The sequence below is a fragment of the Planctomycetota bacterium genome, assembly GCA_039182125.1.
Lineage (GTDB): Bacteria > Planctomycetota > Phycisphaerae > Tepidisphaerales > Tepidisphaeraceae > JBCDCH01.
The window spans coordinates 14,090-29,945 of sequence record JBCDCH010000052.1 but is presented as its reverse complement, the minus strand read 5'-3'; the positions used below and the strand labels follow the sequence as shown (position 1 = coordinate 29,945).

The window sequence follows — 15,856 nt, the reverse complement described above, 5'->3', positions numbered from 1 at the left end:
GCCGCCCGCGCGGGCGGCTGCGCCGCGGCCGCAAAATGATCAATCCCACGCTACACTCACGCCATGACCCGCCTCAACACCGGCGATACCCCCAAACGCTCAGGCGTACCCGAGGGCCTTTGGATGCGCTGCCCGGCTTGTGGGGAGATGCTCTACCGCAAGGCCGTCCAAGACAACCTCAACGTCTGCACCAACTGCGGCCATCACTTCCGCGTCTCGGCACGGGATCGCGTCAAGCAGCTGATCGATCCCGGCACGTTCGAGGAAATGGACCCGGACCTGCGGGCGACCGACCCGCTGAAGTTCGAGGACCGCAAGGCGTACAGCGACCGCCTCGACGCCGAGCGATTGAAGTCCGGCCAGCCCGACGCGTTGGTCAGCGGCAAGGGTTTTATCAAGGGCCGACCGATCGTCGTCGCCGCAATGGACCCGACTTTCATGATGGGCAGCATGGGCAGCGTCGTCGGCGAGAAGATCACGCGTGCGATCGAGGCGGCGACGCAGCAGAAGCTGCCGTTGATCGTCGTGTCCTGCAGCGGCGGGGCACGCATGCAGGAGTCGACCTTCTCGCTCATGCAGATGGCCAAGACGTCGGCGGCACTCGCCCGGTACGACGACGCCGGCGGGCTGTTCATCAGCCTGCTCGCCGACCCGACCACCGGCGGCGTCACGGCCAGCTTCGCCATGCTCGGCGACTTCATACTCGCCGAGCCCAAGGCCCTCATCGGCTTCGCCGGCCCCCGCGTCATCGCCGGCACCGTCCGCCAAGAGCTGCCCGACGGCTTCCAACGCTCGGAGTTCCTGCAGGACAAGGGTTTTGTCGATTTCGTGGTCCATCGCCGCGACCTGCGAAGCGAGGTGGCCCGGTTGGTCGATTACTGTGGTGGGGGGAAGTAGTTGTTAGCTACTAGAGCCTAGAGCTTAGTTTGGGAAGTGGGGCCGGCTTGCTCGCAGACCCGCTACCATGCTGAAGCTCCCCGACCGCCCGACCAACGCAGACGCATGTCGCCGACAAGCAAGTTTCCCTCCCACGTTCCCGACTCCATTCGCACGCAACTCGGCGTGGGCGAAGGGCGTTTGTTCGTCGGCAACTGCAGTGGGGCGAGCGTGTTCGATGTCGAGTCGCCGGACGTCGGGCGCTGTTTCCTGAAGGTCCAGCACGAGACGCCGGCGGTGTCGCTGGAGGACGAGGTGCGTCGCCTGCGGTGGCTGGCGGGGAAGCTGCCGGTGCCGGAGGTCGTGGCGTTCGAGCAGCATCAGAACGGTGCGGGCCCGTGCGGATATCTCGTGACTCGTGCGGTCCATGGCAAGCCGACGCACGAACTGATTCGCGACGAGCCGTTCAAAGTGGCGAAGCAAATGGCCGAGGCCGCGCGGTTGTTGCACGAGCTTCCGCTGGACGATTGTCCGTTCGACGAAACGCTGGAGCGTCGCCTCGCGATCGCCGAGCGAAACGTCGCGAACAACCGCATCGACGCCAAGCAATTGAGCAAGGACGAGAAGCCCGCCGACCGGCTCAAACGGCTGACCAAGAAACAGCCTGAGGAAGACCTCGTCTTCACACACGGCGATCTCGCGCTCCCGAACGTACTCGTCGACTTCAACGGCCTGGCCGGCGTGCTCGACGTCGGCCTCGCCGGCATCGCCGACCGCCACCGCGACCTGGCCCTGGTCGTCAAAAGCCTCCGCTACAACCTCGCCCACATCGGCGCGGGCGTGTGGGCCCAGTACCGCACCGTCGAAACCTTCTACCAGTGGTACGGCAAGGACCGCGTGAACAAGAAGAAGCTCAAGTTCTACGCGGACTTGGATGAGCTGTGTTAATGTTCATTGACCCTTGAGCCCGCAACACCTTCGCAATCTTCAGACGGCCCCGGTGTCGATTCTCTCCGTGCTCGGCGTTTGCACTTTTCTTCCGAACACGATGGCGGCAGCCGGACACTACGAGGGCGAACTTGAGAGCGAGATTCGAGCGTTTTGGCTATTGCTGATGTGGCTGACGCCTCTGACTCTCGCGGTGTTTGGCGTTTCGTGGCTGCTCTACAAAGCGTTCGGGCAAGAGTGGCTGTGGCTCAACTGGGTCTACGCGATCTTGTACGTCACGGTCGCGATCACCCTTGGCTCGCGAGTTCCGTGGGAGTGATGCCAAGCATCACCGTGACCACGCGCGCTGATCACTGAAACGCCCGCTCCGCGGGTTCCTTTTCCAACTCGAAGGCGTCGTGGATGATCTGCAGCGCTTTCGGGCCGTCTTCCTTGCGGATGATGCAGCTGATCTTGATCTCGGACGTGGTGATGTTCTCGATGTTGACCTTCGCGTCGGCGAGGGATTCGAACATCAGGCGGGCGACGCCGGTGTGGCTGCGCATGCCGACGCCGACGACACTGACTTTGCACAGGTCGTCGCGGTAATGCACGTCGCCGCCCATGCGGTTTTTGAGGCGGTCGATCACCGGGCGCACGTCGACCAGGTCGGCGTCCTCGACGGTGAAGGAGATGTCGGCGGTGCCGTCGTCGTTGACGGTCTGGATGATGTCGTCGACGCTGATCCCGGCCGCCGCGATGTCGGAGAAAATCCGCGCCGCGATGCCCGGCTCGTCGCGCACCTTGTTGAAGGTCACGCGGATGAGATTGCGCTTGAGGGCGGCACCGCTGACGACGATCTGTTCCATCTCAGGTGTCTCCGGCCCGACGAGCGTGCCGGGCAAATCGGTCTGGCTGTTGCGGACGTGGATGATCACGCCGTGCTTCTTGGCGAACTCCACCGCCCGTGTCTGTAGCACGCCGGCACCGGCGCTGCTGAGCTCGAGCATCTCATCGTAACTGACGCGTTCGAGCTTGCGGGCGTTCTTCACGATGCGCGGGTCGGCGGTGAAGATGCCGTCCACGTCCGTGAAGTTCTCAGCGACCTCCGCACCCAGCGCGGCTGCGAGGGCGACGAGCGACGCGTTGGACCCGCCGCGGCCGAGCGTGGTGATCGCGCCGCTCTCGCTGATCCCCTGAAAGCCGGCGACGACGACGATCTTCCCGGCGTCGAGTTCGTGGTGAATCTTGGCCGAGTCGATCTCGCGGATGCGTGCCTTGGTGTGGGCGTCGTCGGTTTTGAGGCCGATCTGTGGGCCGGTGAAACTGATCGCCTCGTGGCCCGCGGCGTGGATGGCCATGGCCATGACGGCGATCGTGATCTGTTCGCCGGTGGCGAGGAGTTGGTCCATCTCGCGCTTGGGTGGTCGGTCGTGGACGGCGCGGGCAAGGGCCTCGAGCTCGTCGGTGGTCTTGCCCATCGCGCTCACGACGATGGCGACCTTGTGACCGGCGTCTTGGGCGGCGATGGCTTTGGTCGCGGCGTTGCGGATGCGCTCGGCGTCGGCGACGCTGGTGCCTCCGAATTTTTGGACGACAATGCCCATGGGGTCGGCATGATAGCGGGGAAGCAGGCGGCTGCGCCGCGGCCGCAAAATGGGTCATTGGAAGGGCACGAAATCCCAGATCCAGAGGCGTTTTCCGTTGCCGAGGACTTCGGCGCTGATCTCGTGCATCTCGCGGATGACTTCGTCGCCAGGGCCATAGGGCTCGTGGTCGGCGACGCTCAGGCCGATGGCGGGGCGGTGTGTGGTCAGGTCGAACGGCCAGCCGCCGTGGTAGGTCAGCAGCGTCGGCGACCCGGCGTGCCAGATGAAGCCGGGCAGGTCCTTCATCGGCTCGCGCAGCACGTCGGCAACGTCGTCGGACGTCACCGCGCGGATGTGCGTGTCGGCAACGACCACGTTGGCAACGGCCGCGTACTCGCCGTCAATCAACGGGATGCGGCGCTCGGCAACGAGTTGCAGCGCGGGCGACGTCACAGTTGTTCATCCGGTACGTCGAGGATGCGGAGCTTGACCGGCTGGCCCTGCACCGCGTCGAGGGCGTCGATTGCCTGGAGCGCCCGGTCGATGGCAGACTCCTCGGCAGCGTGGGTCGTGACGATGATCGGCACGGTCGCGTCGTGGGCCTCGTGTTGCATCACGCCCGAGAGTGAGATGCCCTGCGAGCCGAGCGCGGCGGCGATCTGGCTCATCACACCCGGCTCGTCCTGCGCCTGGCAACGCAGGTAGTACCGTCCACGCAGCGAGCCGATGGGCCGCAGACGGGCGGGCGGGTTGGTCGCGAAGGCCGAGAGCTTGGCGAAGGAGGCGGGCGTCGTGCCCAGTGCGATGCCGAGGAGGTCGGCGACGACGGCGCTGGCCGTGGGCGACCCGCCGGCACCGCGGCCGTAGTGCAAACTGTGTCCCAGCGCATCGCCCCACACGCTCACCGCGTTGAAAGGCCCGGCCACCTCGGCCAGCACGTCGCCCCGATGAACCAGGTGCGGCGCGACCCGCAAGGAAAGCTGTCCGTCGTCGCGCTCGGCCACGGCAAGGAGTTTCACGACGTAGCCGAGCTCGCCGGCGAAGCCAATGTCCGCCGCGTCGAGTCCCGCGATGCCTTCGCAATGCACGTCGTCCTCGACCACGGCGGCATCGAAGGCGAGCGAGGCGAGGATGGAAAGTTTCTGGGCCGCGTCGCGGCCGGTGACATCGAGCGTCGGGTCGGCCTCGGCGAAGCCGGCGGTTTGTGCTTCGGTCAATGCCTCGTCGTACGCCGCCCCCTCGGCGGTCATCTTGGTCAGGATGAAATTGCAGGTGCCGTTGAGGATGCCGACGAGGGCGTGGTGGTCGTTGGCGAGCAGGCCCCCGGTGAGGGCGTGGACGATCGGAATGCCGCCGGCACACGACGCCTCGAAGCCGATGGCAGCGTTGTTCTCCCGGGCCAATGCGAATAGCTCCGGCCCGTGGGCGGCGATGAGCGACTTGTTCGCCGTGACCACGTGTTTGCCCGAGCGCAGCGCAAGCTCGACGAGTTCCTTGGCCCGCGTCGTACCACCGATGAGCTCGACGACAACGTCGCAGTCGGCGATCGCGGCCTCGGCGTCGGTGGTAGTGTCGATGTCGTGCTGGCTCGGGTCGCGCACCACAACGTGCCGAACGTCGAGCGTCGCTCCGACCCGCCGGGCCAGCAGGTCGCCGCGTTCGGTGATGATCTGTCGCACGGCCCGTCCGACGGTGCCATGGCCCAATAACGTGATGCCCAGTGTCTGACCCATGCGTGTCGCACCTTAGCCCCGATTGACCGCCCATGCCGCCAGCCTTACCGTGCCGGTTCGATTCATGATCGCGATCATCAGCGACATCCACGGCAACCTCGAAGCCCTCACGACCGTCCTCGCCGAGATCGATCGGCGGGGCGTGGACCGCATCGTCTGCCTCGGCGATGTCATTGGCTACGGGCCCAACCCCGTCGAGTGCCTCGACACCGTGATCCGCCGCTGTGACACGGTGCTGATGGGCAACCACGACTTCGCTGTGCTGTATGAGCCGTACAACTTCAACAGCGGAGCGGAGTCGGCCTGCTTCTGGACGCGTCGGCAGTTCGAGCTGGATGAGGACGACGATCGCCGCAAGCGGCGCTGGGAGGCGCTGAGCCGACTGCCCGTGCGTCACGAGTACAAGCTCGACGAGGAGGACGCGCCGCTGTTCATGGCCGTCCACGCCTCGCCGCGTCGGCCGATCAATGAGTACATCTTCCCCGACGACATCTACACCAATCCCGGCAAGTTTCCGAGCATTTTCGACCGCTTCGAGACGCTGTGCTTCTGTGGGCACACGCACGTGCCGGGGGTGTTTCTGGAGGGTCCGGATTTTTACTCGCCGGATGAGCTGGAGTTGACGTTCGTGCCGGCGGGGGAGAAGGCGGTGGTGAACGTCGGCAGCGTCGGCCAGCCACGCGACCGGGACCCGCGGGCGAGCTTCGTGCTCCTCGACGAGACCGGCGGCGGCGACGATCAGGGGCCGAAGGTGACGTTCGTCCGCCTCGCCTACGACATCGACGCCGTCGCGAAAAAAGTCCAGGCGATCCCCGCGCTCGACAACTTCCTCGGCAGCCGGCTGATGGATGGCAGATAACGCCCACGGGTTCGGCCGTGGCTATGCCCGCGTGTCCGAACCTCGGTGCAGACCCACGGCTGAAGCCGTGGGCGTTGCCCGATCGCCGCGCTACCATGCTCGCCTGTCATGGAGTCAGACCAGAAACGCCTGCTGATTGCGATCATCGTCGGTGCCGTGCTCGTGTTTGCGTGGTACCCGGCCGTCACGTTCATCGGCGGGCTGCTGGGCTACGACCTGACGACGCCGCCGATCGAGGAACGGGTCGCCGGCGACACCACCGAGTTGGACGATCCGACGACGCGGCCCATCGGACCGATCGCCGAGGTCGACGGCACCGACACGCCGGCCGCGGGGAATGCGGATCAAACACTCGTACCGGTCGGCACCCCCGCACCAGTCACGCTTGGCTCGGTCGAGCGCGACGATGAGACCTATGCCCTGGGCATCGAACTAACACCCCACGGCGGCGGCATCGATTCGGTCGTGCTCAACGGTTTCACCCAGGACGTCGACGCTGACGATCCGTACGTCTTCGAAAAGGCTTACGAGGGCGGCGGCGACGTCACGCGGCCGTTCACGCCGCTGGCCATCGTCGTCGAGGACCAGCGCATCGACCTGAGCGGGGCCACGTGGGGCTTGGATCAGTCCACGGCGTCGTCCGCCCGCTACGGCCTATCGGTCACGACGCAGAGCGGTCGAAATCTTCGCCTCTACACCGACATCGCCCTCACCACACGTGACACCGAAGGCGCCGGCTTCGAGACGGCGATCACCTACACGATCCAGAACGACACCGATGCCCGCCTGCCGGTGTCGCTGATCTTCGCCGGCCCGACCACGCCGCCGGCAGAACTCGAGGATCGTCCGGATCGGCAGATCGTTGCCGGGTTTTACGAGGGTGAGGATTTTGAGGTCGAGCAGCTGATCATCCAGTCCTTCGATGAGGACGCACCCAACGTCACACTCGGTTCGGAGCTGACCGACAACGCGGTGCTGACTTGGGCGGGCGCTTCGACGATTTACTTCCAGGCGTTGGTCCGGCCGACGCTCACCGATGCACAGTTCGAGGCGGGTCAGATCCCCCAGCCCTTCGCCTCGGTCGAGGCGACGCTGCTCAATCCGGAGGTCGAGGATCGCAAGGCCCGCGAGGTCGCGCTGACCTTCACGACCAAGACCAAGACCATCGAACCCGGTCGCACGTCGGAACTGCCGCTGACCGTCTACTTCGGCCCGAAGCTGCGCTCGCTCATGCAGAGCGACTACTACAACAGCTCGATCATGCGGTTCGAGAAGACGCTGGTCGCGCCGACGGGCTGCACGTTCTGCGTCTTCGACCCGGTGGTGAACCTGCTCAACGCGCTGCTGCGGTTCTGGCACTGGGTGTTTGCGGACTGGGGCCTGGCGATCATCGGCCTGGTCGCGATCGTCCGCCTTGCCCTGCACCCGATCACCAAGCGGTCCCAGATCAACCTCATGAAGATGGGGAAGATGGGCCCGGCGATGAAGAAGCTCAAGGACAAGTACGGCGATGACAAGGAGGCGTACGCCAAGGCCGCGTGGGAGGTGCAGAAGAAGCAGGGCATGACGCCGATCTGGGGCTGCCTGCCGATGTTCCTGCAGATGCCGATCTGGATCGCGCTGTACCAGTCGCTGCAGACGACGTTCGAACTGCGGCACGCACCGTTCCTGTACGGGTTCACGTGGATCGACGACTTGTCCAAGCCGGATCACCTGCTCGAGTGGGAGCCGGTGATCCTGCCGTGCCTGTTCTTCAACTTCTCGATCAGCGGGTTGAACCTGCTGCCGATCCTGTTGGGCGTGGTGTTTGCGATCCAGATGCACATCCAGCCGGCGCCGACCGCCGCGCTCTCGCCCGAGCAGGAGCAGCAGCAGAAGCTGATGAAGCGGATCTTCCCGTTCATCTTCCCGATCTTCCTCTACCCCGCGCCCAGCGGACTGAACCTGTACATCCTCACCTCGACCACCATCGGCATCATCGAGTCCAAGATCGTCCGTGCCCATTACAAGAAGTACCACGAGGGTGACGAGGACGAGTTGATCGAGGTCGACATCGTCGAAACGCCGAAGTCGAAGAAGGGCGGGGCTGCGGCGGTTGCCGCGCCGCAGACCGGCATCGCCGGCTGGTTCGCCCGGCTGCAGGAGAAGGCCGAGCAACTCCAGGCCGAACGCGAAGCCCAGCTCAAGGCTGCCAAGAAGAAGAGCAAGAAAAAGTGAGCCGGTCGTGATCGATCACGACACCATCGTCGCCATCAGTAGCGCCACCGGTCACGCCCCGCGTTTGATCGTCCGCCTCTGCGGCAACGACGCCGTCGCCATCGCCACACGCCTCAATGTCCCGCCTGACCCCGGCGCCCACGACATTCAACTCACCGTCGACGGGTTGCGTTTCGCCGCTCTGGCGTTGGTGTTTCGTATCCCGCGCTCGGCGACAGGCGAGGACACGGTTGAGTTGCACATCCCTGGCAACCCGCATCTGGCCCGACTGATTCTCTCGACTTGCCTCGACGCTGGCGCACGCATGGCGGAGCCGGGCGAGTTCACGGCGCGGGCGTTCTTCAACGGCAAGCTCACGCTCGATGCAGCCGAGGGAGTCGGTGCCGCGGTCGGTGCGACCAACGCGTCGGAACTGCGCGCCGCTCGCCAACTCATCGCCGGTGACCTCGCCCAGCGCCTGCGGCCGACGATGGACCTGCTCACCGAAACCCTCGCGCTCACGGAAGTCGGCATCGACTTCTCCGAGGAGGACGTGACATTCCTGCCGCCCGAGCAAGTCCGCGAGCGTGTCCGGCAGGCGTCGGCAGACTTGCGAGAACTGCTCGCCGAAGCACCGCGACTCGAGCGTCTCGCGCACACGCCGACGATCGTCCTGGCCGGCCGACCCAACGCCGGCAAGAGCACGCTGATCAATGCGCTGCTCGGTGCCGAGCGGGTGGTGACCTCGAACCTTGCCGGCACCACCCGCGATGTCATCGGTGTCGAGCTGCCGCTGCCCGCCGGGATCGTCGAGGTCCGCGACGTTGCCGGTCTCGATGACGCGATCGGCGATATCGAACAACAGATGCGCGACCAGGCGTTGCGTGCGATCGAGGAGGCGGACGTGCTTGTCGAGGTGCGCTGCGAAGCCGACCACGCCGTCGACCTGCCGCGTGAGCCGGACCTGATCGTCACGACCGGCCACGATCGCCACGGTGTTGGCGTGAGCGGGATCACCGGCCACGGCCTGCCCGACTTACGCCAACAACTGAGCGATCTCGCCTTCAGCCGCGAACGATCGACCGTCGCGCTCAACCAACGTCATCGCCATGAACTCGCCGCCGCCATCGACGCGCTCGACGCGGCGGTCGATCACGTCGAGATCGAGGAACTCGTCGCCGCCGATGTGCGTGTCGCGCTCGATCGTCTCGGCAACGTCTTGGGCAAGGTCACGCCCGACGACATCCTCGGCGAGGTGTTCGGCCGCTTCTGCGTCGGGAAGTGAATCTCACGCCGCCTGCAGGTAGTCGCGGTCGGACCAGATGTTCTTGGCGCGATTGAGATAGCGCTCGGCAAACGTTCGGTCGCTGCCGGCGGACTTGCGTTGGAGGCAGTCGAGTTGCTTGAGGTACTCGTAGCCCGATTTCGGGTTGTCGCTTCGCAAGCCCAGTGCGAGGAGTTGGTACATCGCCTTGGTCAGTCGTGGGCCTTCGAGGTGATTGTACGCGTCGAGAAGCCAACGCTGTGCCTGGGCGAACGACTCGCCCGTGGGCTCGTCGGCCTGCTCCTGCAGTACGGCCAGGCGGAGGTAGTCGTTGGCCACGTTGAACGCGACACGTGCGGATCGCTCGGGGTTCGCGTTGTAAAGCGTGATCCCGCTGGCGATGGAAAGGCGCAGGGCGAGGATCGCTTGGTCGGCCGACCGCTCGTGGGACCAGAACAAACGGTCCGGCTTGCCGAGTAGTTCGAGCCGTTCCTCCGTCGCGGCCTCAATCGCACTCAGCGCGGCGGCATCGACGATGTTTGCGGGGGCCGGATCCTGCGCGTCGGCTTCCTTCAGGTCGACGAACCAGCCCGGATCGTTGCTCGCGAAGCCGCACGTCGGGCAGACGATCGTTTCGATGCGGTTGAAGTCGACGAAGTCCGCGCCGGCGACGCTCGACTCGTACACCGGCACGTCGAAGAGATTGACGTCGGCCCGCACCTTGCCGCTGCGGAGCATGAAACGCTGCGTGGGCTGCGGGGTTTCGTGGAAGTAGCAGGCGACATCGCGGACCAGCAGGCTGTTGCAGCCCTCGACGTGGCGGGTCGCGCCCGCGGCCTGGTTGCGATGGCGAATGCCGAACGTGGCTCGCAGGTCCGCTGCCCAGTCCGCCGCCTCACGCAAGACCGTCACCAGCGTTTCGCTGCCCAGCGGCCGGGGAAGCACGTTGTACGCGTCGAGCATGCGCAGCCGCTGCAGGGCCATCTTGTCGCCGTCGGGCGGGCCGAGCAGGAGGATGACCGTCGCCCGGCAGTCGGGGTGCCGCGCGAGGATGCGCAGCGTCGTGTCCATCGCCGTCCGTGGCAACTCGCCGTCGAGCAGCAGGATGTCGGGCGGGTCGGTGCGTGCCTCGCGCATGGCCTGCTCGGGCGCGACGCTGCGCGGCTCGTAGCCGATCTGGCGCATCAGTGCCGTGATCGCCTTGGCTTCGCGTCCGTTCTTCGACGCGATCATCACGCGGGTGGCTTGCAACATCGGGGCCGACATACGACTTAGGCATCGGCGAAATCGTGCGGCCGCTCAACCGACATACACGTCGATGATGCCCAGCGTGCCGACCACCAGCGAGATCACGCCGTTGACCGTGAAGAACGCCAGGCCGACCTTGCTCAAATCGTTCGGCTTTACCAACGACTGCTCCACGATCAGCAGCACCGCCGCGATCGCGACGGCGATGAAGTACAACGTCGAAAGCTCGGCACTGACCAGTCCCCCGCCGACGAAGGCCGCGACGCTGGCGACGTGTGTCGCCCGGCTGATGAGCAATGCACGTCCGATACCCACGGCGGCGGGAACGCTGTGGACGCCGGTCTCGACGTCGCTGCCGCGGTCGACGGTGGCATAGATGATGTCGAACCCCGCCGTCCAGCACAGCACGCCGACCGCGATGAGCAGCACCGGCAATGTCACCGACCCGGCGATGGCGATCTCCGCGCACGGCGGAGCGATGGCAAGGGCGAGGCCCAGGTAATAGTGGCACAACGCCGAGAAGCGTTTGAACAGCGGGTACGCACAGAGCAGCGCGATGACCGGCAGGGCGAGGATGGCCGGCAGCCAGTTGTCGAAGAACACGCCGAAGCCGACCGAGCCGAGCAGGAACAACGCCGCGTTGAAGATGATCGCCGTGACGACGAACCGCGACGAGAGCGTCCCCGACGGAATCGCGCGTCCCTTGGTGCGTGGATTGAGCGCGTCGAGCCGGGCGTCGAAGTACCGGTTCGCGCCCATCGCCGTGGTGCGGGCCGCGACCATGCACAGGAGGATCAGCAGCACCTGCCCGACGTGCAATCCGCCGCTACGCACGGCGGCGAGGCACGTCGCGAGCAGGGCGAACGGCAACGCGAAGACGCTGTGCGAGAGCTTGATGTCGGCGGCGAACGCCGAGAGTTTTTGCGGCAGGGTCGCGGCGGTCACGGTCGCCCCCACAGCCGCTCGGCATCTTCACGGGTGAGCACCGTCATGTGCTTGGGCGCGTGGATCGACACCCGGACGCTGCCGGGCCGAACTTCGAGGACGTTGAGCAGGATGTTGGGCCCGAGTTCGACGGTCTGGCCGCGGGCGACTTCGTGGCTGTCGGTGAACGCCTCGCCGTCCTCGGGCCCGCCGATGCGTCGCCCGTTGGCGATGAAGCGAACGATCCCCGCGTCGGCGTCGATGTCGGTCGGCCCGATCGCGTAGTCGCGGCCGATGAGCAGCCACTGATCTTCCTGACGCTCGAAGACGTGCATCGCATCAAGAGTCTAGCAGTGCGTTTAGCAGGGTCGCAGTCGATGGACCGTCCCGAGCAGCCACGCGGCCCACGCGAGGATCGAGACGCCGACCATCTCGAGCGTCTCCTCGACGAGGACCTCGATCCGCCAGAGCAGGGTGTCGCGTTCGATGAACTCGCCCAGCTCGTCGACGACGGCGAAGCCGAGAATGTACACGCCGAAGCCGACGAAGATCAGCGTGCGGACGCGGGGGTCGCGGCTGATGTCGGGCCAAGCCATCTTGCTGATGACGGCAACGCCGATGAGCAAGGGGACGGCGGTGGCAAGGGCAAAGACCTTGATCGTGTCCCCGATGGCGGCCGCGACACGTTCGTGCAGGCCGACCATTTCGTCTAGGGAGAGGAACATGAACCCGGTCGCGGCGATCACCGCCCACATCGCACCCCGGCCTACACGGCGTTGAATGCCCACGAAGTTGATCAGCAACATGCCGACCAACACCAGTTGCACTGTCGACCACCAGCTCGGGATGTTGCCCTCGATGTCGAGATCGAAGAGCACGACCACGTCCATCGAGAGGATATCCTCGCGCAGACGACGAGTCAGGACGTAAGCCACCGCTAATACGAGGTCGATCGCCAGCAGTACGGCCACGAACATCGGCGGGCGTCGCCACCAACCGACATTTCGCCACGGCACCACGTCCGGACGCCGAGTCGAACGCGTCGGTGGTTCGTCCTCCGCTTGCGGCTTTGGTTTGTTCAACGTGGGTCGGATACGGCATTTAATGCGTGACGTCGTTGGTAAACCGGAGGTTCCCGCACCGGATTCATGGGGCCGGCGGACGAACGGCGGCGGGGTCCCACCGCGTGTCGAACTTGTGCTGGACGGAGAGCAAGTCCAGCACCTTGCCTGCCACGAAGTCGATGACTTCCTCGACCGTGCGCGGATTCAAGTAAAACCCTGGATTTGCCGGGCAAAGAATCGCCCCCGCACGATTGAGGTGGGCGTAGTTGTCGACGTCGAGCGGGCTCAGCGGCATCTCGCGGTGGACGATGATCAACTTGCGGCGCTCCTTGAGCGTGACGGCGGCGGCACGCGAAATCAGATTGCCACCCAGCCCATGCGCACACTCGGCGAGGGTGTTGCTCGAACACGGGACGATCGCCATGCCGTCGTGGAGAAACGAACCGGAGGCGGGCAGGGCCCCGGTGTCGTTGTAGTTGTGGAGCGTTGCGCCGTGATCCTGCGTGCCGGCGAGTTCGGCGAGGTCGGGCTTGGCCATGCCGAGTTCGTCGTGCAGCAAGCGTCGCCCGAGCGGGGAAATGATGACGTGCGTCTCCACGCCGGCACTGACGAGACCACGCAGGGTTTGCTGTGCGTAACGCGCTCCGCTGGCACCGGTGATGGTAAGGACGATTCGCATGCACCAGCCTAGCACCGTGCTCAGTATACCATGGCTTATGCCGACTGAACCGCTGATCACCGCCGCCGCCGATTGGCTCGGCGAAGACTTGCACGACCCGAACACGCAGCCGCCGACGCTACCGAACCGGCTGCCGCGGATCGGCTGGGGCGAGCCGGCGGCACTGGCGGCGTTACGCCCATTGACCCGCGCGGCCCGTCGGCTGGGTGATGCGGGATTTCTGGCTCACATGGATCCACCCACACCGCCGGTGGCGTGGGCGGCGCACCTTTGGGCTGCGGCGACCAACCAGAACCTCTTGCATCCCGACACCGCCCCAGCCGCGCGGGAGCTGGAAGAGCAGGTAGTTGGCTGGCTCGGTGAGGTGTTCGGCATGGGCGGCGGGCATCTGTGCGCTGGCTCGACCTTGGCGAATCTCACCGCACTGTGGGCTGCGCGGGAAGCGGGGGCGCGGCGGGTGGTCGCCTCGGCCGCAGCGCACCTGAGTGTGGCCAAGGCTGCCCATATCCTTGCGTTGCCGTTGGAAATGGTGGACACCGATCGATTCGGACGGCTGCGGCCGGACCATCTGCCGGACCTAGCGGATGCGGTGCTGGTACTCACGGCGGGCACAACCGCCAGCGGTGCCATTGATCCGCTGATCGAAGTCGGTCGTGCAGCTTGGACGCACGTCGATGCGGCGTGGGCCGGGCCGCTGATGCTCTCGGAAACGCACTGTCTCTTGCTACGCGGGATCGAGCAGGCCGACAGTCTGGCGGTCAGCGGTCACAAGTGGCTTTGGCAGCCGAAGGAATCGGCGGCGATCTTGTTTCGTAACGCGGCGCGTCAGGCGTTGATCAGTCGCGGGTCCGGCTATCTGACTGCGCCGAACGTGGGGGTGCAGGGCAGTCGGTCGGCCGCTCCGGCGATGGCGTTGGCCGCGACGCTGCTGGCGTGGGGGCGGCAAGGCATTGCCGACCGGTTGGATCAGTGCATGGACGTGGCCAATGCGCTGGCCGGACGGGTCGATGCGGAGCCGACGCTGGAGCTCCGGCATGCACCGCAGACAGGCGTGGTGCTTTGGCGACGCCGTGACCAAGATCCGGCGCTCACGCGGCAACACCTTCAAGGCGCATTCGTTTCGTTCGCTGTCGTGGATGGCGAGCCGTGGTTGCGGAGTGTGGCGGCGCACCCGGAAGCCGATCCCATGCGGGTTGTTGATGCGGTGCTGGCCGCGTAGCTATTGCTCCAGGGCGAGCAGGTCGTCATAGGTCTCGCGGCGGCGAATGATCGTCGCGTTGGTCCCGTCGACGAGCACCTCGGCCGCACGCGGACGGTGGTTGTAGTTGCTGCTCATCACGAAGCCGTACGCACCGGCGGTGTGGACGCAAAGCAGGTCGCCACGCTCGGTCACGGGCAGGTACCTGTCTTTCGCCTGGTAGTCGCCGGATTCGCATACGGGGCCGACGATGTCGACCTTCTCATCGCCGTCGACGCGGACGTCCCTGCCCCGCGTCGGTGGCTCGACGTGCGTGGGCCAGATGAAATGGAAGCCTTCGTAGAGCGTCGGGCGGATCAGGTCGTTCATGCCCGCGTCGACGATGACGAACTTCTTTTCGCCGCCGGTCTTGCGGTAGAGCACTTTGGTGAGCATGACGCCCGCGTTGCCACTGATGTACCGGCCCGGCTCGATCGCGATTCGGTACTTGCGCCCACGCAGCATCGGCACCATTGCCTCGGCAAACTCGCCGATCGGCATCGCTTGCCCGGTTTCGTAATCGACGCCATATCCGCCGCCGATGTCGAACCATTCGATGTGGTGTCCGTCGGCTTCGAGCTCGTCGATGAGCGCGTTGATCTTCTCGATCGCCTTGATGTACGGCTCGGTCTCGTTGATCGGCGAGCCGAGGTGCATGTGGATGCCGGCGACGCGGATGTGCTTGCGGGAGGCGGACTCGCGGATGACCTGACCAGCGCGTTCGAGGTCGACGCCGAACTTGGTTTCCTTCTTGCCGGTGGTTGTCTTAACGTGCGTTGCCGAGAGAGAGACGTCGGGATTGACGCGGATCGCGGCGACGGCGGTCTTGCCGAGCGTGCCCGCGATGCGGTCGATGTTCTCTATCTCGGCTTCGGACTCGACGTTGAACGCGGCAATGCCGGTGCGGAGGGCTTGGGCGATTTCGTCGTCGGTCTTGCCGACGCCGGCGTAGATGATTTTGGACGGATCCCCACCCGCCGCGAGGGCGCGGTGCAACTCGCCGCCGCTGGTCACGTCGAATCCGCAGCCGGCGCCGGCGAGGAGCTTGCAGAGTGTGAGGTTGCCGTTGGACTTGATCGAGTAACAGATCAACGGATCAAGCTCCGCGAAGGCATCACGCACCTGCTCGTAGTGCCGCAGCAGCGTCGCCTTGGAATACACGAACAACGGCGTTCCGAACTTCGCCGCCAGTTCATCGGCCGGCACGTCCTCGCAGTGCAACTTGCCGTTGCGGTAGTTGAAATGATCCATGCTGGGGGC

Annotated in this window: 16 protein-coding genes; 7 read left to right on the top strand and 9 right to left on the bottom strand. The window is 65.6% G+C overall.

Features of this window, described 5'->3' with window-relative positions; genetic code table 11:
- Positions 1 to 63 precede the first annotated feature (63 nt).
- The 3 genes from accD to AAGD32_13320 all read left to right on the top strand — a co-directional run bounded on the left by accD (position 64) and on the right by AAGD32_13320 (position 2,143).
- Positions 64 to 897, top strand: coding sequence for an acetyl-CoA carboxylase, carboxyltransferase subunit beta (gene accD / locus AAGD32_13330; GenBank protein ID MEM8875225.1), 834 nt, complete (start codon positions 64 to 66; stop codon positions 895 to 897).
- Positions 898 to 1,002: 105 nt separating this feature from the next.
- Entirely contained in the window at positions 1,003 to 1,824 is an 822-nt protein-coding gene (locus tag AAGD32_13325) for an APH(3') family aminoglycoside O-phosphotransferase (protein MEM8875224.1), read from the top strand.
- A 52-nt stretch (positions 1,825 to 1,876) separates the two neighbouring features.
- Positions 1,877 to 2,143, top strand: a complete 267-nt coding sequence (locus tag AAGD32_13320; protein ID MEM8875223.1) for a hypothetical protein — start codon at positions 1,877 to 1,879, stop codon at positions 2,141 to 2,143.
- 31 nt (positions 2,144 to 2,174) lie between these two features.
- Here the strand turns inward: AAGD32_13320 and AAGD32_13315 are convergent, their stop codons facing one another.
- The 3 genes from AAGD32_13315 to AAGD32_13305 are packed head-to-tail and all read right to left on the bottom strand — an operon-like array spanning position 2,175 to position 5,125.
- Positions 2,175 to 3,410: an aspartate kinase gene (locus tag AAGD32_13315; protein MEM8875222.1), complete on the bottom strand. Its 1,236-nt coding sequence runs from the start codon at positions 3,408 to 3,410 to the stop codon at positions 2,175 to 2,177.
- Positions 3,411 to 3,464: 54 nt separating this feature from the next.
- Entirely contained in the window at positions 3,465 to 3,845 is a 381-nt protein-coding gene (locus AAGD32_13310; GenBank protein ID MEM8875221.1) for a hypothetical protein, read from the bottom strand.
- Positions 3,842 to 5,125 (bottom strand): homoserine dehydrogenase, encoded by a 1,284-nt coding sequence (locus AAGD32_13305; protein ID MEM8875220.1) that lies wholly within the window; start codon positions 5,123 to 5,125, stop codon positions 3,842 to 3,844. Before AAGD32_13305 ends, AAGD32_13310 begins: the two co-directional genes overlap by 4 nt.
- A gap of 64 nt (positions 5,126 to 5,189) precedes the next feature.
- On the opposite strand from AAGD32_13305, the gene AAGD32_13300 reads away from it, so the two are divergent.
- The 3 genes from AAGD32_13300 to AAGD32_13290 all read left to right on the top strand — a co-directional run bounded on the left by AAGD32_13300 (position 5,190) and on the right by AAGD32_13290 (position 9,465).
- On the top strand, positions 5,190 to 5,984 hold the full coding sequence (locus tag AAGD32_13300; protein MEM8875219.1) for a metallophosphoesterase family protein: 795 nt from the start codon (positions 5,190 to 5,192) through the stop codon (positions 5,982 to 5,984).
- A 108-nt stretch (positions 5,985 to 6,092) separates the two neighbouring features.
- Positions 6,093 to 8,201: a membrane protein insertase YidC gene (gene yidC / locus AAGD32_13295; protein ID MEM8875218.1), complete on the top strand. Its 2,109-nt coding sequence runs from the start codon at positions 6,093 to 6,095 to the stop codon at positions 8,199 to 8,201.
- A gap of 7 nt (positions 8,202 to 8,208) precedes the next feature.
- Positions 8,209 to 9,465 (top strand): GTPase, encoded by a 1,257-nt coding sequence (locus tag AAGD32_13290; GenBank protein MEM8875217.1) that lies wholly within the window; start codon positions 8,209 to 8,211, stop codon positions 9,463 to 9,465.
- 3 nt (positions 9,466 to 9,468) lie between these two features.
- Here the strand turns inward: AAGD32_13290 and AAGD32_13285 are convergent, their stop codons facing one another.
- From AAGD32_13285 to AAGD32_13265, 5 genes are all read right to left on the bottom strand, one after another.
- The gene (locus AAGD32_13285) at positions 9,469 to 10,698 is read right to left on the bottom strand and encodes a hypothetical protein (GenBank protein ID MEM8875216.1); all 1,230 of its coding nucleotides are present in this window, start codon (positions 10,696 to 10,698) and stop codon (positions 9,469 to 9,471) included.
- Positions 10,699 to 10,743: 45 nt separating this feature from the next.
- Entirely contained in the window at positions 10,744 to 11,637 is an 894-nt protein-coding gene (locus AAGD32_13280; protein MEM8875215.1) for a 4-hydroxybenzoate octaprenyltransferase, read from the bottom strand.
- Positions 11,634 to 11,951: a carbon storage regulator gene (locus AAGD32_13275; protein MEM8875214.1), complete on the bottom strand. Its 318-nt coding sequence runs from the start codon at positions 11,949 to 11,951 to the stop codon at positions 11,634 to 11,636. Before AAGD32_13275 ends, AAGD32_13280 begins: the two co-directional genes overlap by 4 nt.
- A 24-nt stretch (positions 11,952 to 11,975) precedes the next feature.
- Positions 11,976 to 12,698, bottom strand: a complete 723-nt coding sequence (locus tag AAGD32_13270; GenBank protein MEM8875213.1) for a hypothetical protein — start codon at positions 12,696 to 12,698, stop codon at positions 11,976 to 11,978.
- Between the two features lie 64 nt (positions 12,699 to 12,762).
- Positions 12,763 to 13,359 (bottom strand): UbiX family flavin prenyltransferase, encoded by a 597-nt coding sequence (locus AAGD32_13265; GenBank protein ID MEM8875212.1) that lies wholly within the window; start codon positions 13,357 to 13,359, stop codon positions 12,763 to 12,765.
- A gap of 37 nt (positions 13,360 to 13,396) precedes the next feature.
- Between AAGD32_13265 and AAGD32_13260 the strand changes: the two genes are divergently transcribed.
- Positions 13,397 to 14,578, top strand: a complete 1,182-nt coding sequence (locus tag AAGD32_13260; GenBank protein ID MEM8875211.1) for a pyridoxal-dependent decarboxylase — start codon at positions 13,397 to 13,399, stop codon at positions 14,576 to 14,578.
- On the opposite strand, the gene lysA is transcribed toward AAGD32_13260, so the two are convergent.
- Entirely contained in the window at positions 14,579 to 15,847 is a 1,269-nt protein-coding gene (gene lysA, locus AAGD32_13255) for a diaminopimelate decarboxylase (protein MEM8875210.1), read from the bottom strand.
- Positions 15,848 to 15,856 lie beyond the last annotated feature (9 nt).